The 25,544-nt window shown below is 69.2% G+C and carries 24 protein-coding genes; 14 read left to right on the forward strand and 10 right to left on the reverse strand.

Annotation, left to right across the window (positions count from 1 at the left end; translation table 11 throughout):
- Nucleotides 1–2: 2 nt before the first annotated feature.
- The 3 genes from ACXRVZ_RS15065 to ACXRVZ_RS15075 all read left to right on the forward strand — a co-directional run bounded on the left by ACXRVZ_RS15065 (nucleotide 3) and on the right by ACXRVZ_RS15075 (nucleotide 2,156).
- Nucleotides 3–1,052: a sensor histidine kinase gene (locus ACXRVZ_RS15065; RefSeq protein WP_457418029.1), complete on the forward strand. Its 1,050-nt coding sequence runs from the start codon at nucleotides 3–5 to the stop codon at nucleotides 1,050–1,052.
- Between the two features lie 73 nt (nucleotides 1,053–1,125).
- Entirely contained in the window at nucleotides 1,126–1,851 is a 726-nt protein-coding gene (locus ACXRVZ_RS15070; protein WP_457418027.1) for a LytR/AlgR family response regulator transcription factor, read from the forward strand.
- Nucleotides 1,852–1,961: 110 nt separating this feature from the next.
- Nucleotides 1,962–2,156: a hypothetical protein gene (locus ACXRVZ_RS15075; RefSeq protein ID WP_457418025.1), complete on the forward strand. Its 195-nt coding sequence runs from the start codon at nucleotides 1,962–1,964 to the stop codon at nucleotides 2,154–2,156.
- A 19-nt stretch (nucleotides 2,157–2,175) separates the two neighbouring features.
- On the opposite strand, the gene recG is transcribed toward ACXRVZ_RS15075, so the two are convergent.
- Complete coding sequence (gene recG, locus ACXRVZ_RS15080) at nucleotides 2,176–4,233, reverse strand: ATP-dependent DNA helicase RecG (RefSeq protein ID WP_457418023.1); 2,058 nt, start codon at nucleotides 4,231–4,233, stop codon at nucleotides 2,176–2,178.
- 112 nt (nucleotides 4,234–4,345) lie between these two features.
- Here recG and ACXRVZ_RS15085 point away from each other — a divergent pair, with 112 nt between their 5' ends.
- Nucleotides 4,346–4,705, forward strand: coding sequence for a COG4315 family predicted lipoprotein (locus ACXRVZ_RS15085; RefSeq protein ID WP_457418021.1), 360 nt, complete (start codon nucleotides 4,346–4,348; stop codon nucleotides 4,703–4,705).
- Nucleotides 4,706–4,739: 34 nt separating this feature from the next.
- Entirely contained in the window at nucleotides 4,740–5,774 is a 1,035-nt protein-coding gene (gene queA, locus ACXRVZ_RS15090) for a tRNA preQ1(34) S-adenosylmethionine ribosyltransferase-isomerase QueA (protein ID WP_457418019.1), read from the forward strand.
- 14 nt (nucleotides 5,775–5,788) lie between these two features.
- Here queA and ACXRVZ_RS15095 read toward each other — a convergent pair whose 3' ends face one another.
- Genes ACXRVZ_RS15095 through ACXRVZ_RS15105 form a run of 3 tightly spaced genes read right to left on the reverse strand, consistent with a single transcriptional unit; the run spans nucleotide 5,789 to nucleotide 8,883 of the window.
- A complete protein-coding gene (locus tag ACXRVZ_RS15095; RefSeq protein WP_457418017.1) occupies nucleotides 5,789–7,243 on the reverse strand; it encodes a coniferyl aldehyde dehydrogenase in 1,455 nt (484 codons plus the stop codon).
- A 34-nt stretch (nucleotides 7,244–7,277) separates the two neighbouring features.
- The gene (locus ACXRVZ_RS15100; protein ID WP_457418015.1) at nucleotides 7,278–7,973 is read right to left on the reverse strand and encodes an SDR family NAD(P)-dependent oxidoreductase; all 696 of its coding nucleotides are present in this window, start codon (nucleotides 7,971–7,973) and stop codon (nucleotides 7,278–7,280) included.
- Between the two features lie 4 nt (nucleotides 7,974–7,977).
- Nucleotides 7,978–8,883: a sterol desaturase family protein gene (locus tag ACXRVZ_RS15105; protein WP_457418013.1), complete on the reverse strand. Its 906-nt coding sequence runs from the start codon at nucleotides 8,881–8,883 to the stop codon at nucleotides 7,978–7,980.
- 114 nt (nucleotides 8,884–8,997) lie between these two features.
- Here ACXRVZ_RS15105 and ACXRVZ_RS15110 point away from each other — a divergent pair, with 114 nt between their 5' ends.
- A complete protein-coding gene (locus tag ACXRVZ_RS15110; RefSeq protein WP_457418011.1) occupies nucleotides 8,998–9,909 on the forward strand; it encodes a LysR family transcriptional regulator in 912 nt (303 codons plus the stop codon).
- 12 nt (nucleotides 9,910–9,921) lie between these two features.
- On the opposite strand, the gene ACXRVZ_RS15115 is transcribed toward ACXRVZ_RS15110, so the two are convergent.
- Genes ACXRVZ_RS15115 through ACXRVZ_RS15125 form a run of 3 tightly spaced genes read right to left on the reverse strand, consistent with a single transcriptional unit; the run spans nucleotide 9,922 to nucleotide 13,308 of the window.
- Complete coding sequence (locus tag ACXRVZ_RS15115; RefSeq protein ID WP_457418009.1) at nucleotides 9,922–12,300, reverse strand: response regulator; 2,379 nt, start codon at nucleotides 12,298–12,300, stop codon at nucleotides 9,922–9,924.
- A gap of 20 nt (nucleotides 12,301–12,320) precedes the next feature.
- The gene (locus ACXRVZ_RS15120) at nucleotides 12,321–12,926 is read right to left on the reverse strand and encodes a response regulator (RefSeq protein WP_457418007.1); all 606 of its coding nucleotides are present in this window, start codon (nucleotides 12,924–12,926) and stop codon (nucleotides 12,321–12,323) included.
- Between the two features lies 1 nt (nucleotide 12,927).
- Nucleotides 12,928–13,308, reverse strand: coding sequence for an Hpt domain-containing protein (locus ACXRVZ_RS15125; protein WP_457418005.1), 381 nt, complete (start codon nucleotides 13,306–13,308; stop codon nucleotides 12,928–12,930).
- A gap of 230 nt (nucleotides 13,309–13,538) precedes the next feature.
- Between ACXRVZ_RS15125 and ACXRVZ_RS15130 the strand changes: the two genes are divergently transcribed.
- Nucleotides 13,539–14,030, forward strand: a complete 492-nt coding sequence (locus ACXRVZ_RS15130; protein ID WP_457418003.1) for a chemotaxis protein CheW — start codon at nucleotides 13,539–13,541, stop codon at nucleotides 14,028–14,030.
- A gap of 34 nt (nucleotides 14,031–14,064) precedes the next feature.
- A complete protein-coding gene (locus tag ACXRVZ_RS15135) occupies nucleotides 14,065–15,789 on the forward strand; it encodes a methyl-accepting chemotaxis protein (protein ID WP_457418001.1) in 1,725 nt (574 codons plus the stop codon).
- 15 nt (nucleotides 15,790–15,804) lie between these two features.
- Here the strand turns inward: ACXRVZ_RS15135 and ACXRVZ_RS15140 are convergent, their stop codons facing one another.
- Nucleotides 15,805–16,785, reverse strand: a complete 981-nt coding sequence (locus tag ACXRVZ_RS15140) for a hypothetical protein (RefSeq protein WP_457417999.1) — start codon at nucleotides 16,783–16,785, stop codon at nucleotides 15,805–15,807.
- Between the two features lie 271 nt (nucleotides 16,786–17,056).
- Here ACXRVZ_RS15140 and ACXRVZ_RS15145 point away from each other — a divergent pair, with 271 nt between their 5' ends.
- Together ACXRVZ_RS15145 and ACXRVZ_RS15150 are read left to right on the forward strand one after the other, a co-directional pair.
- A complete protein-coding gene (locus tag ACXRVZ_RS15145; protein ID WP_457417997.1) occupies nucleotides 17,057–17,470 on the forward strand; it encodes a DUF4259 domain-containing protein in 414 nt (137 codons plus the stop codon).
- 5 nt (nucleotides 17,471–17,475) lie between these two features.
- Nucleotides 17,476–17,856: a DUF5329 domain-containing protein gene (locus tag ACXRVZ_RS15150; protein ID WP_457417995.1), complete on the forward strand. Its 381-nt coding sequence runs from the start codon at nucleotides 17,476–17,478 to the stop codon at nucleotides 17,854–17,856.
- A 48-nt stretch (nucleotides 17,857–17,904) separates the two neighbouring features.
- Here ACXRVZ_RS15150 and ACXRVZ_RS15155 read toward each other — a convergent pair whose 3' ends face one another.
- Complete coding sequence (locus ACXRVZ_RS15155) at nucleotides 17,905–18,441, reverse strand: PEP-CTERM sorting domain-containing protein (protein WP_457417993.1); 537 nt, start codon at nucleotides 18,439–18,441, stop codon at nucleotides 17,905–17,907.
- A 20-nt stretch (nucleotides 18,442–18,461) separates the two neighbouring features.
- Entirely contained in the window at nucleotides 18,462–20,018 is a 1,557-nt protein-coding gene (locus tag ACXRVZ_RS15160; RefSeq protein ID WP_457417991.1) for a DUF4331 domain-containing protein, read from the reverse strand.
- Nucleotides 20,019–20,224: 206 nt separating this feature from the next.
- Between ACXRVZ_RS15160 and ACXRVZ_RS15165 the strand changes: the two genes are divergently transcribed.
- The 4 genes from ACXRVZ_RS15165 (at nucleotide 20,225) to ACXRVZ_RS15180 (ending at nucleotide 25,518) form a co-directional block, all read left to right on the forward strand.
- Nucleotides 20,225–21,181 carry a hypothetical protein gene (locus ACXRVZ_RS15165; protein ID WP_457417989.1) on the forward strand — a complete coding sequence of 319 codons (957 nt, stop codon included), beginning with the start codon at nucleotides 20,225–20,227 and terminating at the stop codon, nucleotides 21,179–21,181.
- Between the two features lie 17 nt (nucleotides 21,182–21,198).
- The gene (gene pbpC / locus ACXRVZ_RS15170) at nucleotides 21,199–23,556 is read left to right on the forward strand and encodes a penicillin-binding protein 1C (protein ID WP_457417987.1); all 2,358 of its coding nucleotides are present in this window, start codon (nucleotides 21,199–21,201) and stop codon (nucleotides 23,554–23,556) included.
- 55 nt (nucleotides 23,557–23,611) lie between these two features.
- On the forward strand, nucleotides 23,612–24,187 hold the full coding sequence (locus tag ACXRVZ_RS15175; protein WP_457417985.1) for a hypothetical protein: 576 nt from the start codon (nucleotides 23,612–23,614) through the stop codon (nucleotides 24,185–24,187).
- An 86-nt stretch (nucleotides 24,188–24,273) separates the two neighbouring features.
- Nucleotides 24,274–25,518, forward strand: a complete 1,245-nt coding sequence (locus ACXRVZ_RS15180; protein ID WP_457417983.1) for a response regulator — start codon at nucleotides 24,274–24,276, stop codon at nucleotides 25,516–25,518.
- The last annotated feature ends 26 nt before the right edge of the window (nucleotides 25,519–25,544 follow it).

Here is a 25,544-nt window from a genome sequence, read left to right on the forward strand (position 1 = left end):
AAATGAACACGCGCAGACGAGCGGTCGTGCAGGGGCTGCTGTGGAGCAGCTACGTCGGCATCTCGCTCGTGATGATTGCCAACTTCGGTCCGCTGAGCGGCTCCATGGCCTTTGTCATGGTGTCCATCGCTGCGGGTCTGTGGGTTATCAGCGAGGCGCTGCGCGCCCTTGCACTGCGCCAGGCCTGGCTGGACGAGCCCCCACGCGGCCTGCTGCTGCGCCTGCTGCTGGTCCCGCCGCTTTTTGCCGTCGTGCTGCAGATCGTGGTCTTCTTCGTCAACCGGGCCGGCGTGGCGCTAGGCCTGCTGGAATTCCCTCCGGGCATGCCGAGGAGCTTCCTGGTCCTGTTGGTCTACACGTTCAATACCAGCATCCTGCTGTGGCTGTGGATGGCGGTCTGGGTGGGGCTGCAAATGATCGAACGCTGGCGCTCCGGAGAGATCGCCAAGTGGAAGGCCGAGACGGCAGCCCGCGAGCTGGAGCTGCAGGTGCTGCGCGCCCAGATCAACCCGCACTTCCTGTTCAACGCGCTGAACAACCTGCGCGCCCTCATCAATGAAGACCCGACCCGTGCCCGCGAGATGCTGAGCCGCCTGTCCAACACGCTGCGCCACACGCTGCAGCACAGCGCCAAGGAGCGCGTGCCGCTGGCCGACGAACTGGCCGTCGTGCGCGACTACATCGCGCTGGAGCAACTGCACCACGAGGAGAGGCTGCGCGTGGACTGGCAGATCGACCCCGCCACGACTGGCGCCAGCGTGCCGCCCATGCTGCTGCAGCTGCTGGTGGAGAACGCCATCAAGCACGGCATCGCGCGCACGTCGGGCGGCGGCGTTGTCGACATCGGCCTGAGGCGCGACGGCGCGCGGCTGGCGGTGGCCGTCAGCAACCCTGGGCAGTGGACGCCCGGAGGGTCTGGCTCGGCGGACAGCACCGGCCTGGGCCTGGCCCACCTGCGCGAGCGCCTGGCGCGTGCCGGCGGCGATGGCGCGGGCTGCCGCATCGAGGCGGCGGATGGCCGCGTCACCGTGACCGTGGAGCTGATGGCATGAGCGCCGCGCCGGGCCGTCCCAAGCAAGCTCACTCCCGCTTGGCGGGACAGCGCGTAGCGCGAAGGGTGCACCAGTGAAGATCTACATCGTCGAAGACTCGCGCCTGGCCCGCCAGGAGCTGCGCACACTGCTCGCCGCCATCCCCGATGCCGACATCGTCGGCGAGGCCGCCGAGCTGGCGCCCGCGCGCGAGGCCATCGAGACGCTGCGGCCCGAGCTGCTGCTGCTGGACGTCGAGCTGCCCGGCGCCACCGGCTTCGACCTGCTCGACCAGCTGGAGCACATGCCCCTGGTCGTCTTCACGACTGCCTATGACCAGCACGCGCTGGCCGCCTTCGAGCGCAACGCGCTGGACTACCTGCTCAAGCCCATCGATGCCGACCGGCTGGCGGCCGCGCTGACCAAGGCCCGCGAGCGGCTGCGGCCCACGCCGGTCACTGCGTCGGCATCGGCCTCGGCGCTGAAGGGCGCGGACGACATGGTCTTCCTGCGCGATGGCGAGCGCTGCTGGTTCGTGCGCCTGGGCGACATCGCCGGGTTTGAAGCCTGCGGCAACTACGCCCAGGCCTGGTTCGACGGACAGCGCCCGCTGCTCGCCCGCACGCTCACCAGTCTGGAGGAAAGGCTGGACCCCCAGCTCTTCTTCCGCGCCAGCCGCAGCCACCTCATCAACCTGCGCTGGATCCAGGGCATCGCACCCTGGAGCAACGACGGCTACCGCGTAACGCTGAAGGACGGCCACCAGGTCGAGGTGTCGCGGCGGCAGGCCAAACTGCTGCGCGAGAAGCTGGAGCTGTGAGGGCTTTGCAGCCTGTCCCTCGCGATCTGCAGTCCATCGCTTATCGGGAGGGCGGGCGGCCGGCTTCGACGACGATGCAGGCCTCTCAACACCTGACCCCGAGAACTCGAATGAACCGCTTTGCTTCCTTCACAGCCGCTTCCGTCGCCGCCGTCCTGCTGAGCGCCTGCGTCTTCGCGCCGCCGTCTGGCTCGTCCAACGCATTCGACGCCGACGCCATGGCCAAGAACAGCGAACGCGCGCTGGCCACCTGCGGCGCCGGCAACGTCAGGGAAGTCAACGCGAAGAGCTTCAGCTGCAAGTGAGGCGGGACCTCCACGCCTTCTAGGCCTTCAGGAACTCCGCCTTCGTCCCCAGCCAGCGCACCACCTGGCGGCGCGCCGCCTCGGGGTGTTCGTCCAGCAGCTGCGGCGCAAGCGCGCGGGCGGCGACGAGCAGGGGTGCGTCCTCCTGCAGGTCGGCAAAGCGCAGCAGCTCGGCGCCACTCTGGCGCGAGCCCATGAACTCGCCCGGCCCGCGGATGTCCAGGTCGCGGCGCGCGATCTCGAAGCCGTCGGTCGTCTCGGCCATGGCCTTGAGCCGCGCCTTGCCGGTGTCGGACAGCGGCGGGCTGTAGATCAGCACGCAGACGCTGGCCTTGGACCCGCGCCCCACGCGGCCACGCAATTGGTGCAGCTGCGCCAGGCCAAAACGCTCGGCATGCTCGATGACCATCAGGCTGGCGTTGGGCACATCCACGCCGACCTCGATGACCGTGGTGGCCACCAGCACGCTCGTCGCGCCGCTGGCGAACTGCGCCATCACGGCCGCCTTCTCGCCCGAGGCCATGCGGCCGTGCAGCAGGCCGACGGGCGTGCCGGCCAGCGTCTCGCTCAATTCCGCGTGCGTCTCGGTCGCGTTGCGCAGGTCCACGGCCTCGCTCTCCTCCACCAGCGGGCAGACCCAGTAGACCTGGGCGCCGTCGGCCACCGCCATGCGGATCTTGTCGACCACGTCGTGGCGCTTGGACTCGGTGAACACCTTGGTGACGATGGGGCTGCGACCGGGCGGCAGCTCGTCGATGGTGGAGACGTCCAGGTCGGCGAAGTAGGTCATGGCCAGCGTGCGCGGGATGGGCGTGGCGCTCATCATCAGCATGTGCGGCTCCAGGTCCATCGCCTTGAGCTTGTTGCGCAGGGCCAGCCGCTGGGCGACGCCAAAGCGATGCTGCTCGTCAATGATGGCCAGGCCCAGCTTGGCGAACTTGACCTTGTCCTCGATGACGGCATGCGTGCCGATGACGAGCTGGGCCTCGCCCGACGCCGCCGCGTCCAGCATCTTCTGCCGCGCCTTGCCCTTCACGCTGCCGGTGAGCCACGCGACCTTCAGCCCCATCGGCTCCAGCCAGCCGATGAGCTTGCGGAAGTGCTGCTCGGCCAGGATCTCGGTGGGCGCCATCAGCGCGCACTGCCAGCCGGCGTCGATGGCGACGGCCGCGGCCAGCGCGGCCACCACCGTCTTGCCCGATCCGACGTCGCCCTGCAGCAGCCGGTGGGTGGGCTGGGGCCGGGCCAGGTCTTGCGCGATCTCTTCCGACACGCGTTGCTGGGCACCGGTCAACTGGAAGGGCAGCGCCGCCAGCAGCTTCTCGTGCAGGCCGCCGGGCCGGCCGCGCAATGCCGGCGCCACCAGCAGCGCGCGCTCGCGCTGGGCCTGCAGCTGCGACAACTGCTGGGCCAGCAGCTCCTCGAACTTGAGGCGGTGCCAGGCCGGGTGGTGGTGCTCGTGCAGTGCGTCCTGCGAGGCGTTTGGCGGCGGATGGTGCAGGTAGTTCAGCGCGTCCTTCAGGCTGGGCAGGCCGCGCGGCACGACGCCGGCCGGCAGGATCTCGCGCAGGTCCGCCCGCGCCAGGCCCGAGGCCACGGCCTTGCGCAGATAGGCCTGCGGCAGCTGCGCGGAGGCCGGGTAGACCGGCGTGAGCGATGCGGCCAGCGGCGTGTCCTCGTCCACGACCTTGACGACCGGGTGCACCATCTCGCGCCCGAAGAAGCCGACCCGCGCCTCGCCGCGGATGCGCAGCCGCGTGGCCGCCGACATCTGCCTTTGCTGCGCCGGGTAGAAGTTCAGGAAGCGCAGCAGCAAGGTGCCGGACTCGTCCTTCACGCGCACCAGCAACTGGCGGCGGCTGCGCATCTCGATCTGGCAGTCGGTGACGACGCCCTCCACCTGCGCCGGCTCGTTCTCGCGCAGCGCGGCGATGGGGATGACGCGGGTCTCGTCCTCGTAACGCATCGGCAGGTGCAGGGCCAGGTCGATGTCGCGCAGCAGGCCGAGCTTTTCCATCGCCTTCTGCGGGGCGGATTTGGTCTGCGCTTTGCTGGGTTCGGCGGCGGCCTCTGGCATGGGGCCGCATTGTGGCGGCGACGACTTGCACAGATGCAAACGCGATTTCCTTCGTAGGCATCTGCAAGGCCCCGCATTACCGTGCTCGCCTTCATTCCCGGAGCCTTGTTCCATGCGTTCTTCCCTGCTTGCCCTCATTGCCATCGGCTTTGCCGCGTCCGCCCAAGCCGCCCCGCCGGCGCAAGCCGTCGACGGCGTCTTCGTCGGCCCCAACGGCCTGTCGCTCTACACCTTCGACCGCGACGCCGCGAACAAGAGCAACTGCAACGACCGCTGCGCCACCAACTGGCCGCCGCTGCCGGCCGCCGCCGAGGCCAAGGCCGAAGGCGACTGGACCGTCGTGACCCGCGACGACGGCAGCAAGCAGTGGGCCTACAAGGGCAAGCCGGTCTATGGCTGGGTCAAGGACAGCAAGCCCGGTGACCGCACCGGCGACAACGTCAACCAGGTCTGGCACCTCGCCAAGCCGTAAATAGATTGGCAGGGGCTGAGACAATCCCGGCCCCATGCCTGAGCTGACCGTTGCCGACTTCGATTTCGACCTCCCGCCCGAGCTGATCGCTCAGCATCCTGCGTCTGAGCGCAGTGCGTCGCGGCTGCTGGACGCCAGCGGCACCGAGCCGGTGGACCGCGTCTTCCGCGAGCTGCCCGATCTGCTGTCACCCGGCGACCTGCTGGTCTTCAACAACACCCGTGTCATCAAGGCGCGGCTGTTTGGCGTCAAGGCGACTGGCGGTTCCGTCGAGGCGCTGGTTGAGCGCGTGCTGCCCGGCACGCAGGAAGTCTGGATGCACCTGCGCGCCAGCAAGAGCCCCAAGCCCGGCGGCCGCGTGCGCTTTGCCGATGCCTTCGACGCCGAGGTGCTGGGCCGCTGCGGGCCGGACAACGGTCTCTTCCATCTGCGCTTTGCCGGCGACCCCTTCGCGCTGCTGGATGCCCACGGCCATGTGCCGCTGCCGCCCTACATCGCCCATGCCGACGATGCCGAGGACGAGCGCCGCTACCAGACCGTCTTCGCCAAGGAGCCCGGCGCCGTCGCCGCGCCCACCGCTGCCCTGCACTTTGACGAGGCCTTGCTGGCGCGCCTGGCCGAGCGTGGCGTCGACACCGCGCACGTGACGCTGCACGTCGGCGCCGGCACCTTCCAGCCGGTGCGCGTCGAGACGCTGGCCGAACACAAGATGCACAGCGAGTGGTTCGAGGTGCCGCAGTCGACGGTGGCGGCAATAGCCGCCTGCAAAGCCCGTGGCGGCCGTGTGGTGGCGGTGGGCACGACGACGCTGCGCGCGCTGGAATCGGCCGCCCGAGGCGGTGAGCTGCAAGCCGGCGCCCGCGAGACGGACATCTTCATCACGCCGGGCTTCCAGTTCCGCGTCGTCGACCGGCTGGTGACCAACTTCCACCTGCCCAAGAGCACGCTGATGATGCTGGTCAGCGCACTTGCCGGCCATGATCTGGTCATGGCCCTGTACCGCCATGCCATCCGCGAGCGTTACCGCTTCTTCAGCTACGGCGACGCGATGCTGCTGACGCGCCGCTAGGAGACGTGCGCCGCTCAGCGGCCCGTCTTCAGCCGGATCAGCAGGTTCAGCAGCTTCATGGCCCGACCGGCATACGGCGGCTGGAACATCAGCTGGATGCCCGAGAACGGGCCCTGGCGGAACACCGGGCGCAGTTTGGAGAACGTGTTGAAGCCTTCCCGCGCGTGGTAGTGGCCCATGCCGCTGGCGCCGACGCCGCCGAAGGGCAGGTCGTGCTGGCCGACGTGCAGCAGGCCCTCGTTGACGGACACGCCGCCGGACATCACATGGCGGATGTACCAGTCCTGCAGCGCGCGGTCGTGCGTGAAGGGATAGATCGCCAGCGGCCGGTCGTTGCCGTTGATGTAGCCGGCAACCTCTTCCTTCGTGCGATAGCTGCGCACCGGCAGCAGGGGGCCGAAGATCTCGCCCTGCGAGACGAGCATGTCGGGCGTGGGGTCGATCACCAGGTGCGGCGGGAACTTGCGTGCCGCCGCGTCGGGCTGCTGCCCTTCGGCCAGGTTGACGATACGGGCCCCCTTGGCGCGGGCGTCTTCGAGCATGGCGGTCAGGCGCGCGTAGCTGCGCTCGTCGATGATGGCCGTGTAGTCGCCGTGGTTGAGGTCGGGATAGCGCTGGCGTACCAGGGCCTTGCAGTGCGCGGCGAACGCATCGGCCCGGCCCTCGGGCAGGAAGACGTAGTCGACGTTGGTGCAGATCTGCCCGGCGTTGAACATCTTCACCCACATGATGCGTTCGGCCGCCGTCTTGATGGGGAAGTCGGGCGCGACGATGGCCGGCGCCTTGCCACCAAGTTCCAGCGTGACCGGCACGAGATTGCGCGCCGCATTGGCCATCACCGCGCGGCCGGTGGCACCGGAGCCGGTGAACAGCAGGTGGTCGAAGCGCAGCGCCGAGAACGCCGGGCCGCGCCCGCCGCCATCGGCGAAGAAGCGCAGCTTGGTCTCGGGGAAGTAGCGCGGGCTGATCTGCATCAGCAGCGCCGCCAGGTGCTGCGAGTTCTCGCTCATCTTGACCATGCAGCGGTTGCCGGCCGCAAAGATGGCGGCCAGCGGGCTGAAGGACAGGTTGAGCGGAAAGTTCCAGGGCACGATCACGCCGACCACGCCCAGCGGCTGCGGGATCACGCGGTTGCGGGCGCCGGGGTAGAGCAGCACGTCGATGTGCCGGCGCTGCGGCTTCATCCAGCGCCTGAGGTTGCTGATGTTGTCCTGGATCGTTTCCAGCACGACGAAGTACTCGGCAAACAGGGTCTCGAACTCGGAGCGGCTGCCGTAGTCGGCGCAGATCGCCTCCACCAGGGCCTGGCGGTTGTCCTTCAGCAGGCGGGCCAGGGTCTGCAGGTCGGCCTTGCGCTGCGCGAAGTCGGGCTCGGGGTCGGCCAGGTAGGCGGCGCGCTGCGCGTCCAGGCAGTGCTGGAACTCGGGCACAACCTGGGTGGCGTCGAGTTCGGGGTGGCGCGCGTTCATGGCGTCTCCTCGGTGGACGGGTTGCGGCCGGCAGTCAACCGCGGCCCTTGACGGGGATGAGGGCACCATTGATGGCTGCCGCAGCATCGGACAGCAGGAACAGGATCACCCCTGCCAGCGCCTCGGGCGTCACCCAGCGGCTGAAGTCGGCCTGCGGCATGTCGGCGCGGTTGGCGGCGGTGTCGATCACACCGGGCAGCACGGCATTGACGGTGATGCCGCGGTCCTTGAATTCCTCGGCCAGCGCCTCGGTCAGGCGCGCCACGGCGGCCTTGGAGGCGGCATAGGCGCCCGTGCCCAGGCCACCCTGGCCGGCGCCGAGCGAGCCGATGTTGACGATGCGCCCGGCGCCGCGCGCCAGCAGGTGCGGCAACGCCGCCTGCGAGGCGAGCAGCGCGGTACGGACATTGATCGAATACATGCGATCCCAGGTGTCGACGCTGCCGGCGGCCACCGTCTCCCAGGTGAAGCCGCCCGCCACGTTGACGAGGCCATCGAGCCCGCCGAGGCGCTGGGCCGCGAGGACCAGGGCCTGGTTGGCACCGTTCGCGGCGCTCAGGTCGACGGCACCCAGCGCGAGCACGCCGGCGGGCAGGGCCGCCGGGGCCTCGGCCCTGTCGATCAGGGCAACGCGGGCGCCGGCAGCGACGAGCGCCGCGCCAACCGCACGGCCCAGCGCGCCAAATCCCCCGGTGACGGCGATGGCCCGGCCTTCGAGTGTTCGTGTCATGGAATCAGGCCACCGGGCGCGGGGTCGATGCAGTGGCCAGGGCCACCGCCTCCACGCTTTCGTCGAAGGGCTCGCCGCCAGGCCGCAGGGCGGAGTGCTGGCGCCGGGACTGCGACAGCGGGTAGAACATCTGGTCGGCCCAGTGCTCGTCGCCGAACAGCACGTCGTCCTGCAGGCCGACGGCGGCTGGATAGCGCCGGGTGATCTTGGCTGAGCCGAACAGCACGTCCCAGAAGAACAGCAGGTTGCCGTAGTTGCCCTTGTAGTGGCCGATGCCGTCGCTGTTGGTCAGCGCATGGTGGGCGGCGTGCGTGGCCGGCGTGGAGATGGTGCGCTCGACGATCCACATCAGCGGGCTCAGCGCCTTGATGCGGTACAGCGGCTCGTCCCAGCGCCAGGCGCAGTGCGCGCCCAGAATGACCGCGATCTTGACCACGATGTAGGGCAGGAAGACCTCGCCGCAGCCCAGGAACAGCAGCACCCCGGCCATCCACAGCCCCGGCATCATCAGGTAGTAGAAGAAGTTGTTGCGGTAGGTGATGCGGATGCTCATATACCGCGCCGAGTGATGCGCCCGGTGCAGCGGCCACAACAGCGGCGTGTGCGACAGGCGGTGCCACCAGTACTGCGTCATGTCGTCGGCGACCAGGAAGGCCGCCAGCATCGCCCACCACGGCAGGCTGGCCCAGGCGCCCTGCTGGGCCGGCATCAGCCACAGGCACAGCTTGGTGGAGAGCAGCAGTGCCAGCGGCTGCGTGATGGCGATCAGGCTGATGAACATCAGCACTTCAAGCTTGGTGTCGTTGCCACTGGCTTGCACCGTCGTCTTGTAGCGCCGGCTGATGATTTCCATCATGGCGAAGCCGAGAATCAGGCTCGTGATCAGTGCGTTCTGCAGTAGCAGGCTCATCTTGTCTCCTGGCGCCGCTCGAGCGGCTTGTGCGGGAGACGCGATTTCCGCACCGGCAGGGCCATGCGTCCAATGCAATGTATGTTCCATAACAATGCAAGGAGCGCATTGAGCATGGTCAACCTGAAGCAACTGGCCCATCTGGTGGTCCTCGACGACGAGCGTCATTTCGCGCGCGCCGCAGAGCGTGTGCATCTGAGCCAGCCCGCCTTCAGCCGCAGCATCAAGGCCATCGAGGACGAGCTGGGCATGCGCCTGTTCGACCGCGAGACCGGCCCGATCAAGCCCACGCCCGCGGGCGCTTTCATCATCGAACGGGCGCGCCGCCTGCTGTTCGATGCGCGCGGGCTGCAGCGTGATGCGGCGCTCTACCGCGACAGCGAGTTGGGCAACACGGCCTTCGGCGCCGGGTCCTTCATGGCCGTCACGCTCATGCCGGACGTGCTCATAGCGCTGCGCCGCCAGTACCCCGGCGTAAGCGTGCGCCTCGAAACCAACCACTGGCAGCATCTGCTGCAATCCCTGCTGGCCGAGGACATCGAATTCTTCGTCGCGGAACTGCGCGATCTGCCGGCGGACCCCCTGCTGCAGATCACCCCGCTGGGGCGCCTGTCGGCGCATCTCTACGTTCGCAGCGGCCATCCGCTCGCAGGCCGGCCCTGCAGCTTCGCCCAGGCCTGGGAGTTCGGCTTGGCGACCATCAAGCTGCCTGGCCACCACAAGGCCTTGTGCGCCCGGCTGCTCGGCCTGCCGGCCGGCCAGGCCCCGGTTCCCGCGCTGGAGTGCGCCGACCCGGAATTGCTGCGCGCCTTGGCACTCGCGACCGACAGCGTGATCTCCGCCGCCGACATCACGATGCGCGATCCCGTGCTGGCCGGCCAGTTCGTGCAGCTCGAAGTGACCGACCTGCCGGCGGTCTACGCCGAGATGGGCCTCGCGACGCTCTTGCACCGCACGCCCTCGCCGATGGCCCGGCGGGCCATGGCCTGCGTGCAGGAGGTCGCCCGCAAAGTCGCGGCGACTTGACTTCTCCCGGCGTCAGCTCACCACCACCGCCCGCGCCTTTTTCAGCCACTTCGCCAGGCAGGCGCACAGCAGCTCCGGCTCGATGGGCTTGCTGAGGTAGTCCGTCATCCCCGCCGCCAGGCACTTCTCGCGCTCGCCGGGCAGCGAGTTGGCCGTCAGCGCAATGATGGGCACGGTGACGTAGCCCGGCAGCTTGCGCACCAGGCGGGTGGCCTGCAGGCCGTCCATGCCGGGCATCTGCACGTCCATGAAGATGGCGTCGAACTGGCGCTTGCCGAGCTGGGACAGGGCCTGCTCGGCGTCGTCGGCCACCATGCACTCCACGCCGTGGGCGCGCAGCAGTTCGGCGGCGACGAGCTGGTTGATCTCGTTGTCTTCCACCACCAGCACCGTGCCGTCGAACTTCTCCAGCTCGTCGCAGGCGCTGGTGTCGCCCTCGTCCCAGGGCTGGGCCTGGACGAGCACGCCGTGCAGCGTGTCCAGCAGCGTGGACGGCGTGACCGGCTTCTGCAGCAGGCCGTCCAGCGAATGCCCGCCCATGGCCGCCTCGACGACCTCGCGGTCGTAGGCCGAGACCATGATGAAGGAGGCGTCGGACATGGGCTCCGACGCGCGCAGCGCATCGATGACCTGGAAGCCGTCGAGGTCAGGCATGCGCCAGTCGACCACGGCGACCTTGAACTTCTCGCCCGTCGCCTGCACGGCCCGCGCGATGTCCAGCGCCCTCAGGCCCGAGTCGGCTTCCTGCACGTCCAGGCCGAAGGAGCGCAGCATGGCCACCATCGTCAGCCGCGCGGTGAAGTTGTCATCCACCACCAGCGCCTTCAGGCCGCGAAGCGACGCACGGGCGTCGAGCATCTTCTTCGCGCGCGGCAGGTCCTGCTGGCTGTCGGCGAGCAGCGTGGCGGTGAAGCCGAAGCGGCTGCCGGTGCCCTCCTCGCTCTCGGCCTTCAGCGTGCCGCCCATCAGCTGCACGATGCGCTGGCTGATGGCCAGGCCCAGGCCGGTGCCGCCGTACTTGCGGCTGGTGGACGAGTCGGCCTGCGTGAAGGCGGTGAAGAGCTTGTCGCGCACCTCGGCGGACATGCCGATGCCGGTGTCCTCGACCGAGAAGGCGATCTCGTTGCTGTCCGCACCGCCGACCAGCAACCGGGCCTGGATGACGACCTCGCCCCTGGCGGTGAACTTCACCGCGTTGCTGCCTAGGTTCAGCAACACCTGCTTGAGCCGCATCGCATCGCCACGCAGCATGCGCGGGATGCCTTCGTCGCGGCGAATGATGATCTCCACGGGCTTGTCGGCGACCTGCAGGTTGAGCACCATCGTGACCTCTTCGAGCACGCGGTCGAGCTCGAAGGGCGCGGCTTCCAGCTCCATCTTGCCGGCCTCGACCTTGGACAGGTCCAGCACGTCGTTCAGCAGCCGCAGCAGCGATTTGCCGGCGGACTGAAGCTTCTCCAGGTAGTCGCGCTGGCGGGCGCTCAGGTCGGAGCGCAGCACGATATGCGACAGGCCCAGGATGGCGTTCATCGGCGTGCGGATTTCATGGCTCATGTTGGCCAGGAAGTCGGCCTTGGCCTGGGCGGCAGCCTCCGCGGCCTCACGGGCGCGGATGAGGTTGTCACGGCTGGTGGCCAGCCGCACCGTCATGACCCGCAGCGCGTTCTGCAGGTCGCCGAGTTCATCGCTGCGCGACGAGGCCGGCGCAAGGGACAGGTCCCCGCCGGTCACGCGGGTGGCGAGCGCCAGGCAGGCGCCGATGGGCGTGAGGATGGATTGCAGCGCCAGCGTGTAGCCGATGGCCGCGGCGGCGATGGCCAGCATCGCGATGGCCGCCAGCGTCTGGCCGCCGCTGCTGCGCGTCTGGTCGAACGAGGCCATGGACGAGTCGGCCAGCTCGCGGCTGACGTGCACCGTCGCATCGACGGCCCGGCGGTGCTGCTCGTAGGCGACCTGGGCGTCCTGCAGGGCGATGCGGGCCTGGATGTCATCGACGTTGGCCGCCGCGGCGAGCATGCGGTGAGCGGCGGCAAATATCTGCCCGCTGGTGCGCGCCAGGTCGCCGGCGATCAACGCCCGCAGCGCCTCGGGCCCGTGGCTGGACCAATGCTGCGTCTCGGCGCGGTTCTCGCGCTCCAGCCGCGCCAGCGTGGCCTCGGCGGTGACGATGGGCACCGAGCCCTCCATGACCTGCGACAGCAGCAGCCGCGTCTCGATCAGGTAGAGCGGCGGCGGCAGCGCGTTGGCCAGCACGGCGGAGGCTTCCTGCGCCATCGTCGCATTGCGCGCCAGCGAGTTGAAGCTCCACAGCGAGCAGGCCAGCACGGCCAGCACGGCGCCGGCACCGGCCAGGCCAATGACGTAGAGCGAGGAACGAAGAGTCTTGAACATGAGAGCCTCCCCAGGCAGGTCTAGCTTTGAGCCGCGCGCCGCAGCAGCGCGATGAAGGCGTCGGGGTCGGTGATGGGCTTCTGTATGTGATGCACGGCCTCCGGCACGCCGCCGCGCTGCGCGAGCTGCTGCGCGTCCAGGCTGGACACGGCCACCAGCACCTGCGGGAGGCCGGCCTCTTCGCGGGACAGCTGGCGCAGCAGCTCAATGCCGTCCATCTTGGGCATCTGAATGTCCGTCAGCACGACCTGCGGACGCAACTGGCCGATGGCCAGCAGACCCAGGAAACCGTTCTCGACGGCCTGGATGACAGCTCCCGGAAAGGCTTCCTCCGCCAGAGCCGCCAGCAGGTCCCGGTCGTCGGGGTTGTCGTCGACGATGACGACCTTGAGCGCTTCTGTGGCTGCTGCGGCATCCGGGGGAGCCGGCTCGGCCGGTTGCTGCGTGTCGAAGAGCGCATCGGCGCTCGCCGCGTCGATGCGGCGGTGGCCGCCAAGCGTCTTCCAGGCCGGCAGCTGGCCGGCGTCGACCCAGCGCTGCACGGTGGGAATCGACACCCCCATGCGCTTGGCAACGTGGGCGGTCGAGTAGGACCGGGGTGACGTGGTGATGGGCTTGCGGGGCACGCTATGACTTCCTTGGTGCGATGGCTTTGAGGTCCACGTCGCCGCGGGCATAGGCGGCCAGGGCGGCCAGCACCTCGGCATGCTGGGCCGTGAAGCGCTGGGCGAGCCGGGCCAGCGAGGCCGCATGGGCGCCCGCGTCGGCGGCAGCCTGAAGGGCCAGGGCGGTGGCCGACAGACCGTCTGCGCCCAGCGTGCCCGCCGTGGAGGCGATGTCGTGCGAGAGCTTGCGGACGCTGTCCAGGTCGCCCAGGTCGACGGCGGCCTGCAGCTTGCGGGCGTCGCCTGCCCGCGTCTCCAGAAAGCGCCGCGCGATGCGGTCGTAAAGGGCGAGGCGGCCGAGGCAGCGGCGCAGGCCGGTCTCGAAAGAGACGCCGGACGGCATGTCCGGTATCGCTGGTTCTGTCGCTCCGTCATTCATCTCTGCCTCCTGGACTTGCTTGTGCCATCGCCGCCTTGTGGGCTGCTCCGACGAGGGGAATCGCATGGCCTCCATTGTGGAACCCGGCAGCTTCAATTTGTTTGTTTTGTTTGTCTGTCGTGTGATTTGTTCACTATGTTTGTTTTATTCATTTCCGTACTATGTCTCCATCGAACGACACCCGAGGAGACGACATGGCCCTGCACCCCGACACCCCCGCCGGCGAACGTGGAGCCCAGGAGGTGCTGACCTTCCTGGTGGGCGGTGAGAACTACGCGGTCGAGCTGCTGCAGGTGCAGGAGATCCGCCGCTTCGAGGCGCCGACGCGCCTGGCCAATGCGGCCCGCAGCGTTCGCGGCTTGCTGGACCTGCGCGGCACCATCGTCACCGTCGTCGACCTGCGCACCATCCTGGGCTCGGACGACAGCATCGGGGCGGCCACCGCGACCGTCATCCTGAACGTGGGCGGCCGCATCTCCGGCCTGGTGGTGGACGCCGTCGACGACGTCGTCAGCCTCAGGACGGCCGACATCCAGCGCCCGCCCCGGCTCGGCGTGACGACCCGCCTGGTGCAGGGCCTGATCACCGTGGCGGCCTCGCAGGCCGGCTCGCAGCGAACCCTGCAGCTGCTGGACACCCAGGCCCTGATGGCCACCTTCGCACCCGCGTCGCTGGAAGCTGCGTAAGCGACCGCCCCCGTCTGACATCTAGGAACACACCATGAACTTCCTGAGCAACCTGACCGTGCGCGGCAAGCTGACCGTCGCCTTCTCCTGCGTCCTGGCCCTGATGGCCCTGCTGGGCGCGCTGGCCTGGAAGCAGATGTCCAGCATGTACGCGCAAACGGACAAGATCCTCGTCTACCGCGTCTCCGGCCTGCGCGACAGCGGCCGCATGGCCAACGCCGCCACCCGGGTGCGCACCCGTGAGTACCGTGTCGCCGTCAGCACCGGGCCGCACCTTGCCGAGGCCATCGAGAAGCACAAGGACGGCATGCAGGTGTTTGAGCAGGCCCGCAAGGACTATGCGGACTTCCTGCTGGACAGCAACGAGAAAGCGATCTTCGACACGGCGATGCAGGCGTGGACCGCCTACGTGGCCGCCACCGACAAGTCGCTCGATCTGGCCAAGGCCGGCAAGCAGGAGGAAGCCATCGCCCAGGTGGCCAACTCCTCCAAGGCCTTTGACGGCGTGCAGCAGGCGCTGAACGCCTTGGTCAAGTTCAACGAGGACGGCGCGAAGGCCGATGCGAGTGAGGCCAAGACGGAGTTCCACGACAGCGGCATCTACCTCTCGGTCACGCTCGCCGTCGCCGCCGGTCTGGCCGTGATGCTGGGCCTGGTCATCTCCAAGGCCATCACCGCGCCGCTCAACGAAGCCGTGCGCATCGCCGAGGCCGTGGCCGGCGGCGACCTGTCGCAGACCATCCGCGCCCAAGGCAAGGACGAGATCGCCCAGCTCGCCCAGGCGCTGTCGGCCATGGTCGACAAGCTGCGCACCATCGTCACGGACGTGCGCCAGGGTGTGGAGTCGGTGACGACGGCCGCCACCCAGATCTCCGCCGGCAATGCCGACCTGAGCCAGCGCACCGAGGAGCAGGCCGCCAACCTGCAGCAGACCGCCGCGTCCATGGAGGAGCTGACCTCCACCGTGCGCCAGAACGCCGACAACGCCCGCGCCGCCGCTCAGCTGGCGCAGAACGCCCGGGAAGTCGCCAGCCGTGGCGGCAGCGTGGTGGGCAATGTCGTCAGCACCATGAACCAGATCACCGACAGCTCCAAGCGCATCTCCGACATCATCGGCACCATCGACGGCATCGCCTTCCAGACCAACATCCTGGCGCTGAACGCCGCCGTGGAGGCCGCCCGCGCCGGCGAGCAGGGCCGTGGCTTTGCGGTGGTGGCCGGCGAGGTGCGCACGCTGGCCCAGCGCAGCGCCCAGGCGGCCAAGGAGATCAAGGTGCTGATCCAGCAGAGCGTCGAGAAGGTCGACGCCGGCTCGCGCCTCGTCACCGAGGCCGGCCAGACCATGACCGACATCGTCAACCAGGTGCAACGCGTCAACGACCTGGTCGGCGAAATCAGCTCCGCCAGCCACGAGCAGACGCAGGGCATCGAGCAGGTGGGCGACGCCGTCGCGCAGCTGGACCAGGTCACGCAGCAAAACGCCGCCCTGGTGGAGGAATCCGCCGCCGCCGCCGAAAGCATGAAGCAGCAGGCGCAACGCCTGGCCGAGACGGTGGCCGTGTTCAACGTGGGCGGCCGGGCTGCGACGCAGACTCGGGTGCAAGCCCCCATTCACAAGCCGGCCCGGTCGTTCTCGGCGCCGGCACCGAAGGCGAAGCCGGCTGCGGTGCCCGTCAAGGCCCGCGCAGTTCCGGCCGCCGCAAAGCAGCCTGCGCTGGCCAGCACTTCCGGCGGTGACGACGACTGGGCCGCCTTCTGAGGCCGGCCCTCGGGATCAACGCCGCCGCTGGCCCAGCCGCGTCAGCCCGGCCAGCCCGCACAGCATCAGCAGCCAGGCCGAGGGTTCCGGGATGGCGGAGGGGAAGGAGTTCGCATAGTTGAAGCCGGTGCTGGCGCTCAGCGCCGTGAAACCCGCGACCGGATTGCCGAGTGAGTCGCGGACATCCTGGAAACCGCCCCAGGCCATGGTGTGGCCAAAGTCGGCCAGGCCGACGGCCTGCGCCATGCCGCCACGCCCCTGCGCACCGAAGACCGAGGTGCGCACCTCGCCTTCGATGCTGACCGACAGGGTCTCGCCGCTGGCGAAGCTGAAGCTCATCGAATGCTGGCCCAGCGGATCGCCGCCACACCTGAACAGCCCGTCATTGACGCTGGTGAAGCTGTTGCAGCCGCCCGAAAGCCGCACGTCGCCCAGGATGCCGCTGGCGCCGCTCACCACCATCCGCGCGGTCCAGCTCACCGTCACCTCGCCATTGCCCGGGATGGACGGATCCAGCGAGCCGGCGACCTGGGCCGCGCCGCTCAGCAAGGCGTGGACGGAGAAGCCGGCCGAGCCCTGCAGCATGCCCACGGCGCCGGGCGCGACTATGGTGAAGCTGTCGCCGAAGCCGCCACTGGCCATCGCGTGTGCACTGAAGGCGGAGGTATAGAAGGGCTGGGCGTCTTCAATCAGGCCGCTGGCGTTGGCCAGCAGGTGGACGCCGCCCATGTCGGCGCGTGCCGTGGCCAACGAATGCACGAGCGTGTGCGACTCGAAGGGTGCGACAGCGGGTATCGGATCGTAGGGAACCAGCCGTGAGCCCTGGTGCTCGGACTGGGCCTCGACCGGCGCCTTGCCGCTGGCAAAGTAGTTTTGTTCGCCTGAAGCGCTGGGGCTGCCGCTGGCCGAGGTGCGAGCGACGAAGTCGGCGGCACAGGCCGGCACGGCTGCTGAGAGGCCTGCCAACAACGGCAAGGCAAAGGCAATACAACGCATATGCGCTCCTTGAGTGACCCTGGCAGATGCGTCGGGATGCGGCGGAACATAGTCGGGGCGTCGAGGGCGTGCCAGTCACCCGCGGGTGGACAGGTGTCACCTGTGGGGCGCAGTTCTAGGGGGCTGCCCGACGCCTGGAGGCGCGGCGTGAAGTCGCAGCCAGAATCGCCGAGTCCGCTGCAGCGATGGACAGTTCCGCTTTGAGCCCCGTTTCGAACTCCCTGCAGCGCTCGCATTGCGGCTTCATTCACCGATCAACGAAGGACCACCCATGGGTGCCTGGTCACACGAACCTTTTGCCAACGACACCGCCAGCGACTGGGCCTATGTGCTGATGGACGCGACCGACCTGTCTCACATTGAGGCCACGCTGGACCGCGTGCTCGACGCATCAGGCGGCTATGTGGAGGCGCCCGACGCCGAGGAGGCTGTCGCGGCGGTGGCGGTGGTGGCCCAGTTGCTCGGCCGCAGCGCGCCGATCACCGATGGCCCCGAAGGACTGCAGGCCTGGATCACCGGCATCGGCGTGCGGCCGTCAGCGGCGCTGCTGGACAAGGCGCGCCGCGTCGTCAGCCGCGTGGTGGCGGAAGACTCCGAGCTCGCCGAGCTGTGGGACGACAGCGAGTCGGCCGCCGACTGGCGCGCCTCGATGGCCGCATTGCAGCAAGCCGTCACGCCGGGCTGAGATCCATGCGCGCCATCCATGCCCTGCTTGCCTGCACGCTCATGGCCACGGCCAGCGCCGCGCCACTGCCGGCGCCGGCTCGCGCCGAAGTCGACACCTTGCTCACCCGCCTGCAAACCTCCGGCTGCGAGTTCAACCGCAACGGCAGTTGGTACGCCGGCGCGGACGCCAAAGTTCATCTGCTGAAGAAGCTGGATTACCTCGAAGGCAAGGACCTGGTGAAGACGGCCGAGCAGTTCATCGAGCGGGGCGCGTCCAGCAGCAGCATGAGCGGCAAGCCCTACCTCGTGCGATGCGCGGGGAAAGCGCCGGTGGAGAGTGCGAAGTGGTTGACGGCGGAGTTGCAGGTCGTGCGCGCAGCGCGGGCGGCGTCCAGCCCACGCTGAACGAAAAAGGGCGGCCGAAGCCGCCCCCTTGGAGTCGGAGCACGCCGGTCAACGCCGACGCCGCATCGCCCCCAGCAGCAGCAAGCCCGCCCCCGCCAGCGCGAAGCTGCCCGGCTCCGGCACCGTTGCGATGTTGTCGAGCGCAAAGCCTCCTGTCGCCGAGAAGCTGACCGAGGTCAAGTTCGCCCAAGCCGCGTCGAACGACAGGCTGCTGGCGCCCGTCAACTCGATGCTGCGCGAGGCCACTTCCACGCCGCCCAGCAGGCCGGCCACGAACAGCGTGCCGGGGCCGAAACCGAGGTCATACGGCGCCAGGTCGAAGGACTTCAGCCCAAACAAACCGCCGCCGGCCAGGCTGAACGTGAAGGGCGTGGCGTCGAAGCCGCCGACCAGCGCGCCGTCGATGGGCAGGAAACTCGCCGCCGGTCCGCTGACGATGAAGTCGCTTTCCGCGTAAGTGGCCACGCCGGTGTTGTTGTCGATGGCTATGACACCGGGGTTGTCGAAGTTGACAAGGCCGGCGTGGGCCGCCCCGCCGCTGCAGAGCGCGGCCGCAAAGGCCAGGCTGCCGAGTAGATGCTTCATGGCTGTGCTCCTGAAAGGTTTCACTGCGCGCCCGGCTTGGGCGTGTTGAGGTAGGGGAAGCCCGGCAGCAGCGGCACGACGGCCTGGTCGACCGCGTCGTGCAGTTCCAGCGACGTGGCGCCCAGCGGCACCGCAGCGCGTGTGCAGGCGGCGCCGAAGAGCGCACCACCGTTGTTCAGCCAGCACAGGCCACCCATGACGGCGGAGATCGACACGTCGACCACGTCGTCCTTGGGCCGGCGGCCATTGGGGAAGCCGGCGAAGTCGGGCGGGGTGTCGCCATCACGCAGCGTGCCGACGATGCCCAGCCGGTTCTGCATGGCGAATGGCCGCGCGGGGATGGCGGTGTTCAGGCGCAGCATCTCCGAGCCCACCACGTTGGCCGGCTGGTTCACGCCGGGTATGCCGGTCAGGAAGGTCGTCACCAGGTCCGCGCGCGGCAGGTTGGTGGGCGCCGCATTGCCGATGGGCAGCACGGCCGACAGCAGCGCCGGCAGCGTCGGGTTGGTCACGTAGTTGATAAATTGCCCATCGCCGGACGGCACCGAGGCATTGAACTTGTCCTTGTCGGGCAGGCCGATGACGACCTCGTTCACCAGCGGGTTGCCCAGCCGCGAGACCTGCACCCAGGCGCCGCCGCCCTTGACGGCCGTGTCGTAGCCGCTCGGTGGCGCGGCATTGACGATCTGGCTCTGGCGTACGCTGGCTGTCGTCCAGGCGCCGATGACCGTCTCGCTGCCCTGCGTGAGGCAGCTCTTGTGCACCTCCAGCGCCAGCGACGTGACGTTCTTGTCCTGGATGGAATTGGCCGCCGCGGCGTTGATGAGGCTGCGGTTGGTGATGACGCTGACCGGCGCGTTCACCAGGTCGAAGATCGCACCCAGGTTGACCGCGAACGCCTCCTGCCGCTGGCCGACGAAGACCTTGGCCGGCATGGCGCAGCCCGGCAGCGTGACGCTGTAGACATGCTGCGCGGCATAGGCCGGGTAGTCGGCAATCGTCTTGGTGCCGATGTTGTCCACCGGCTTGTCGAACAGCGTGCCGCCGCCCGGGTTGGCCACTGGCGTGGCGGTGCCAGTGCGTCGGTCGCCGCGCACGAGGGTGAGGCTGAACTTCTCGTTGACGTTCAGCGCCGCCGCGTTGGGCGCGCTCACGGTGCCGGCCTGCGTCAGCGGGATCGGCACCATCTGGTTGCCGATGGGCAGCGCAATGCTCTTGAGCGTGTTGGTGAACTTGAACTGGAAGGTCAGGTCTTCCTTGGCGTCGCCGTTGTTGTCGACGTGGATCTCGTAGATCGCGTTCGGGTCCAGCTTGAAGTAGTTGGGGCCACCGTAGGCGTCCTGCAGCGGCAAGTAGTTGGCGATCAGCGTCACGTAGCCGGCCCGCCCGCCCGTGCCGTTGGCGGCCACGCCTTCGTAGCTGCTGAACATGTAGAAGTCCGTGCCGTCGACGCGCGGCATGCCGCCGATGGACGGGGCCTCGCGGTGGCTGGAGGCGTGGGCGGGCAGAGCGGCGATGCTGGCGAGGACGCCCGCTGCAATGAGCGCAACGGTGGGCGCGCGAGATGGAAGTTTCATGAGGGCTCCTGTTCGTGGTGGACCGCAAACAGATGGAAACAACCAGCGCTGCGGCTTAGCTCTTACGCAGGCGGCGCGGCTTGGATGCAGGCTTTGGCGCGGTTCGAGGGTTGAGCCTGTGTTCAAGCTAGGGGGTGTCGGTGGCGCATAGCGTCAAGATTTACGCCTTCTCGGCCCCGCTCTATCGCCCCGTAGCATCCGGGGCCATGCGCATCGTCTTCGCCTCGCGGTTCTTCCTTCGCTGCGCCTTCACCCTCGCGCGTGCACGATGGCGGCTCGGGAGGTGGACATTAGGTGCGTGGCTGATGGGCATGGCGAGCATGGCCAGTCAGGCGCAAGACGAAGCAGCTCAGGTGCGGCAATGGCGAGAGAAGCTGGCGGCGCACCAAGCATTCATGGACGGGCACAACGGCATGTCGGCCCTGCCCGCGCATAGAACGCTGGCAGAAATCCAGGGGGCCCGCTACGAATCAGAGAACGACCGGGCCTTCGACATGCTCGATGTCAAGTTGATGAATCAACTGGGGAGAGACCTGGCCGCGATCTTGCGCGTGCCTGCACCGCCAGGCTTCAAGAATGAGCCGCTGCTCAATATCGACTCGCTGCGCCCTTACATCGTGCCTTTCCCGCCTCTCCACAGCCTTAGCTATCCACCGATCGACGGCGACGGCGCAGCATTCGTCACCCACAAGTTGCTGCTGGAGGACTGGATGCACTCGAAGTACACGCGTTTCGACACCGTCCAGGCAGCACTTGACTCCGATGTCTTGTATGGCGCCGTGTTCCAGCAATGGACGGGCATCCGCGTCGCCGCACGCTTGCCGATACTGGTGCCGCCTGGGTCCTCGGACGCAGCGGCCTTGTTGATGACGCCGACGATGGACATTGCAGACAGCGCCCCGCCCACGGACATCGTCGTGGCGTTGATACAGAGCAGCCATGTCGTCATCAGCCGAATGCCATTGAAATTGCAGCTGCCGAGCAGCCCGTCTTGCGTGGCAGGCGCCAAGCGGCTCGACGCACGGAGGCACTACGTCGAAGCGAAGCGCTCCTTTCGGGCCTGCTATTCCAAGACCTTCGCCGAGCGCCCCGAGTTGAAGGAAGCCACGCAGCAGGCCCAAGCCTTCCTTGGGCGGCTTCGTTCAGCGTTCGACGCCGACTGAACAGACCCGCCCACGCTTTGCGCCTGCCCACGTCACGCCTGCGCCGCTTCGAGCTCGCCCTTGCCGCGCTGCTGCTGGCCATCCTGGCGCTCGACCTCACCTTCTCCCTTCCCCAACCCACCGCCACCTCCCCGACGCTGACCGTCCTCGCCGCCGACGGCACGCCGCTGCGAAGCTGGGCCAGCGACGACGGCGCCCAGCGCCAGCCGACCTCGCCCGAGGCCGTATCGCCGCGCTACCTGGAAGCCCTGCTGCATTACGAGGACCGCTGGTTCCACTGGCACCCGGGCGTCAACCCTGCAGCCCTGGCGCGCGCCGCCTGGCAATGGGCGCGGCACGGGCGCATCGTGTCGGGCGGGTCCACGCTGACGATGCAGGTGGCGCGCCTGGTGGACGAGAAGGCGACGGGCAGAAGCATCCCAGCCAAGCTGCGCCAGATCGCCCGTGCGCTGCAGCTCGAGCTGCACCTGAGCAAGCAGGAGATCCTGACGCTCTACCTGAACCTCGCGCCCATGGGCGGGCCGCTGGAAGGCGTGGAGACGGCCAGCCGCGCATACCTGGGCAAGAGCGCCGCCGACCTGTCGCAGGCCGAGGCGGCGCTGCTGGTGGCGCTGCCGCAGTCGCCCACGCGGCTACGGCCGGACCGTGCCGTGGCTGCAGCACAAGCCGCCCGCGACAAGGTGCTGACGCGCATGCAGACGCTGGGCGTGTGGAGCGCAGCGGACGTGACCGATGCCAAGCTGGAGCGCGTCTTCGCGCCGCCGCTGCGCGCCCGCTGGCTGGCGCCGCTGGCGGCCGAGCGTCTGCGCCAGCAGGCCCGCCGCGAGGGCCGCACCGAAGCCGTCATCCAGACCACGCTGGACGCCGGCCTGCAGGCCCGCCTGGAACTGCTGCTCGCCGACCGCCTCAACAGCCTGCCCGACGCCGTCTCCATGGCCGCGCTGGTCGTGGACAACCGCACGCTGGAGGTGCGCGGCTACGTGGGCTCGGCGGACTTCACCGACAGCAAACGCGGCGCCCACGTCGACATGGTGCGCGCCTACCGCTCGCCCGGCTCCACGCTCAAGCCCTTCCTCTACGGCATGGCGCTGGACGAAGGCCTCATCCATTCCGAGAGCCTGCTCATCGACGCGCCGCAGAACTTCGGCGGCTATGCGCCGGGCAACTTCCAGGCGGATTTCTCCGGGCCGGTCAGCGTCAGCGAGGCGCTGCAACGCTCGCTCAACGTGCCCGCCGTCGACCTGCTGGAGCGCCTGGGCGCCGAGCGCTTTGCCGGCCGCCTGCGCCACGCCGGCCTGCGCCTGCGCATGCCGGCCAATGCGGCGCCCAACCTCAGCCTCATCCTCGGCGGCGGCAGCACGTCGCTGGAGGAACTCGTCGGCGCCTACACCGCGCTGGCGCGCGGCGGCCTGGCCGGCAAACCACGCCTGACGCCCGCCGAGCCCACGCAGGAGACCCGCCTGATGAGCGAGGGCGCCGCCTTCATCGTGCGCGAGATCCTGGAGAACGGCGGCCGGCCGGCCAGCCCTTTTCGCGAGGGCAACCAGCGCGTGGCGTGGAAGACGGGCACGTCGTTCGGCTTCCGCGACGCCTGGGCGCTGGGCGTGACGGACCGCTACACCTTCGGCGTGTGGGTGGGCCGGCCCGACGGCACGCCCAACCCCGGCCACTTCGGCGCCAACACCTCGGCCCCGCTGCTGCGCGACATCGCCGCCGCGCTCGGGCCGGCCGAGTCCCGGCAGCAACTGGCCCCGCGCCACCAGCCGGCCAGCGTGCGCGCCACAGCCATCTGCTGGCCGCTGGGCACGGCCGAAGCGGCCACGCCGCCCGAACACTGCCTGCAGCACCGCACCGCCTGGACGCTGGACGGCGCCGTGCCGCCGACGCTGCCCGACCGCCTGCAGCCCACCAGCCTCGTGCAGGCGGTGTGGACTCAAGGCCGCCAGCGCGTGCGCCCCGACTGCGCGGCCGAGGCCTCCAAAGCCGAGGCCGTGCGCTGGCCCACGCTGCTGGGCCCGTTCCTCGACGCCGCCCTGCTCGACCCCAGCGAGCGCCTGCCCTGGGCACCCGGCTGCGCGCCGCGTACCGCCAGCGCCCAGGCCCTGCGCATCGTCGGCCTGGAACCCGGCAGCGTGCTGCGCCCCGCGCCGGGCCAGGCCGTCGTGACGCTGCGGCTGCAGGCCATAGGCGCGCAGCAGGGCGTGAACTGGCTGCTGGACGGCACGCTCGCCGGCAGCAGCGACACCGTTGGCACCGTGCAGACGCTGACGCTGCGCCAGCCGGGCCCCCACGCGCTGACGGCGCTGGACGGCCGCGGCCGCTGGGCGCGGGTGGGCTTTGAGCTGCAGCCGCCGACACGGTCCGCCATGCCCTAAGCTCGCGGCCAGACGGGCCGTCAACGCACGTCAACACAACATCAGGGAGAAAACCATGCGCTTCATGCTTGCCGCGCTGCTGTCACTGTTGCTGCTGGGTGGCTGCGCCACCACGAGCACGGCGCCGGTGCCACCGGTCGACACCGCCGCGGCCGCCGCCAAGGCCCAGCACGCCAAGATCTACCAACTGCAGCACCGGCTCATCCCGAACTGGGTGCACAAGAGCTCGGGCACGTTCTACACGGCGCTGGTGGTGGGCGACCTGACGCGGCTGCGCGAAGTCGCCACCGACATCGTGTCGGCTGAGTACGCCGCCGGCATCAAGGTCACGCCCTACCCAGCGCTGCAAGGCGTGCTCATCGAGTACCCCACGCCGCTGACCATGCCGCTGTGCTACTTCGCCTTCGTGCACGCCGGCGCCAAGAGCGCCAGCGGCTACGAGATCTACACCTACGAGAAGACCATGAAGTTCCCCGGCATGGAGCAGGTCCACGGCGTCGTGGGCAGTTGGTCGGCCGACGGCAACACGCACAGCAACATGGGCACCCGCACCTATCAAGACGCCCAGTCCTTCGTCCGCGACCTCAAACTCGACAAGCAACCGAGTAAAACTGCCGAGAAGCCGGCCTGACGAAAGCAAGGCCGGTCACCCTTCGCTAAGCTGCCATGGTCGGCCCCGAAGATGGGGCATCCGCTGTCCGCGCTGTGCTTTTTGATATGAACGAGCTGTTGATCTGGATCCTCGCCGCCACGCTCGTGGTGGTCGTCCTGTTGCTGGTGTGGCTGGGCCGCCGGCGCCAGCAGCGTGCGCGCGACGCCACCGCCCACCGCGAAACCCAACGCATGGCGCTGGAGCAGGCAGAGCATGTCGCCCGCGCGCAGCGCCTGGCGGCCGAGCGCGAGCACGCCAACGCCGAGCCCATGCCCCTGGCTGGCGCCGTCGAGGCCATCCGCCTGGCCGAGCAGGCCCGCGGCAACGCCGACGCCGGCCGTGAAGGCGCCGACATCACCCGCCGCATCGCCGAGGGCGAGGCCGCCCGAATCGCCCGCGAGCAAGCACTGCACGCCGCCGAACAGGCCCAACGACTCGCCGAGCAACAGGCCCGCGAACAGGCTGAACGCGAAGCTGCGGCCGCCGCCGAAGCCGCCGCAGCGGCGCGCCGGGCCGAAGAGGCCGAGGCCGCTCGCGCCGCCGCCGAAGCGCGTGCCCGTGAAGACGCCGAGCGCCTGGCCCGCGAAACGGCCGAACGCGAAGCCGCGGAAGCCTCAGCTGCCGCCGCCCGTCAGGCCGCCGAAGCCGAAGCCGCCCGAATCGCCGCCGAGGCCGCAACGCGCGAACAGCAAGCCCGTGAACAGGCCGAGCGGGAGCAAGCCGAGCGCGAGGCCGCCCAGGCCCTTGAAGCCGCACGCCTCGCCGAGGAAGTCCGCGCGCGCGCCGAACGCGAAGCCGCCGAAGCCGCTGCTGCGCAAGCCGCCGCCGCTGAAGCTGCCCGCCTGGCCGCTGAAGCCGAAGCCGAAGCCGAGGCCGCCCGAATCGCTGCCGCTGCCGCTGCCGCTGCCGCCGTCACCCGCGAGCTGCGCGCAGACGAAACCCTGGTGCTGGTGGCCGACGACTCCAAGATCGTGCGCGTCAAGCTCAGCCGCCTGCTGGCCTCGCAAGGCTACCGCGCCGCGCTGGCCGAGAGCGGCGAGCAGGCGCTGGAAATGCTGGCCGCCGAGCAGCCCCACCTGCTCATCACCGACGTCGAGATGCCCGGCATCGACGGCTTCGAGCTGACCCGCCAGGTGCGCGCCGCCGCCGCCACGGCCGAGCTGCCCATCGTCATGATCACGTCCTCCGACGACAAGCAGGAGGAGGCCCGCGCAGCCGGCGTCACCAAGCTGCTGGGCAAGCCCTACTCCGAGGAAGCGCTGATCGCTGCCATCGAGCAGGCCCGGCTGGCGGTGCGCGTGCCGGGCTGAGCGGCGCAGAGGGATCCGGCCGCTGC

The sequence above is a fragment of the Roseateles sp. P5_E8 genome, from assembly GCF_054177665.1.

What these genes read in the sequence shown, in the direction of transcription:
- ACXRVZ_RS15155 (WP_457417993.1), bottom strand. Translation starts at nt 18,441, where the DNA reads ATGAAGCATCTACTCGGCAGCCTGGCCTTTGCGGCCGCGCTCTGCAGC.
- ACXRVZ_RS15105 (WP_457418013.1), bottom strand. Translation starts at nt 8,883, where the DNA reads ATGAGCCTGCTACTGCAGAACGCACTGATCACGAGCCTGATTCTCGGC.
- ACXRVZ_RS15125 (WP_457418005.1), bottom strand. Translation starts at nt 13,308, where the DNA reads ATGCCGTCCGGCGTCTCTTTCGAGACCGGCCTGCGCCGCTGCCTCGGC.
- ACXRVZ_RS15160 (WP_457417991.1), bottom strand. Translation starts at nt 20,018, where the DNA reads ATGAAACTTCCATCTCGCGCGCCCACCGTTGCGCTCATTGCAGCGGGC.
- ACXRVZ_RS15130 (WP_457418003.1), top strand. Translation starts at nt 13,539, where the DNA reads ATGGCCCTGCACCCCGACACCCCCGCCGGCGAACGTGGAGCCCAGGAG.
- ACXRVZ_RS15085 (WP_457418021.1), top strand. Translation starts at nt 4,346, where the DNA reads ATGCGTTCTTCCCTGCTTGCCCTCATTGCCATCGGCTTTGCCGCGTCC.
- ACXRVZ_RS15135 (WP_457418001.1), top strand. Translation starts at nt 14,065, where the DNA reads ATGAACTTCCTGAGCAACCTGACCGTGCGCGGCAAGCTGACCGTCGCC.
- ACXRVZ_RS15145 (WP_457417997.1), top strand. Translation starts at nt 17,057, where the DNA reads ATGGGTGCCTGGTCACACGAACCTTTTGCCAACGACACCGCCAGCGAC.
- ACXRVZ_RS15100 (WP_457418015.1), bottom strand. Translation starts at nt 7,973, where the DNA reads ATGACACGAACACTCGAAGGCCGGGCCATCGCCGTCACCGGGGGATTT.
- ACXRVZ_RS15180 (WP_457417983.1), top strand. Translation starts at nt 24,274, where the DNA reads ATGAACGAGCTGTTGATCTGGATCCTCGCCGCCACGCTCGTGGTGGTC.
- ACXRVZ_RS15140 (WP_457417999.1), bottom strand. Translation starts at nt 16,785, where the DNA reads ATGCGTTGTATTGCCTTTGCCTTGCCGTTGTTGGCAGGCCTCTCAGCA.
- ACXRVZ_RS15095 (WP_457418017.1), bottom strand. Translation starts at nt 7,243, where the DNA reads ATGAACGCGCGCCACCCCGAACTCGACGCCACCCAGGTTGTGCCCGAG.
- ACXRVZ_RS15175 (WP_457417985.1), top strand. Translation starts at nt 23,612, where the DNA reads ATGCGCTTCATGCTTGCCGCGCTGCTGTCACTGTTGCTGCTGGGTGGC.
- ACXRVZ_RS15075 (WP_457418025.1), top strand. Translation starts at nt 1,962, where the DNA reads ATGAACCGCTTTGCTTCCTTCACAGCCGCTTCCGTCGCCGCCGTCCTG.
- recG (WP_457418023.1), bottom strand. Translation starts at nt 4,233, where the DNA reads ATGCCAGAGGCCGCCGCCGAACCCAGCAAAGCGCAGACCAAATCCGCC.
- ACXRVZ_RS15115 (WP_457418009.1), bottom strand. Translation starts at nt 12,300, where the DNA reads ATGTTCAAGACTCTTCGTTCCTCGCTCTACGTCATTGGCCTGGCCGGT.
- ACXRVZ_RS15065 (WP_457418029.1), top strand. Translation starts at nt 3, where the DNA reads ATGAACACGCGCAGACGAGCGGTCGTGCAGGGGCTGCTGTGGAGCAGC.
- ACXRVZ_RS15165 (WP_457417989.1), top strand. Translation starts at nt 20,225, where the DNA reads ATGCGCATCGTCTTCGCCTCGCGGTTCTTCCTTCGCTGCGCCTTCACC.
- ACXRVZ_RS15110 (WP_457418011.1), top strand. Translation starts at nt 8,998, where the DNA reads ATGGTCAACCTGAAGCAACTGGCCCATCTGGTGGTCCTCGACGACGAG.
- queA (WP_457418019.1), top strand. Translation starts at nt 4,740, where the DNA reads ATGCCTGAGCTGACCGTTGCCGACTTCGATTTCGACCTCCCGCCCGAG.
- ACXRVZ_RS15150 (WP_457417995.1), top strand. Translation starts at nt 17,476, where the DNA reads ATGCGCGCCATCCATGCCCTGCTTGCCTGCACGCTCATGGCCACGGCC.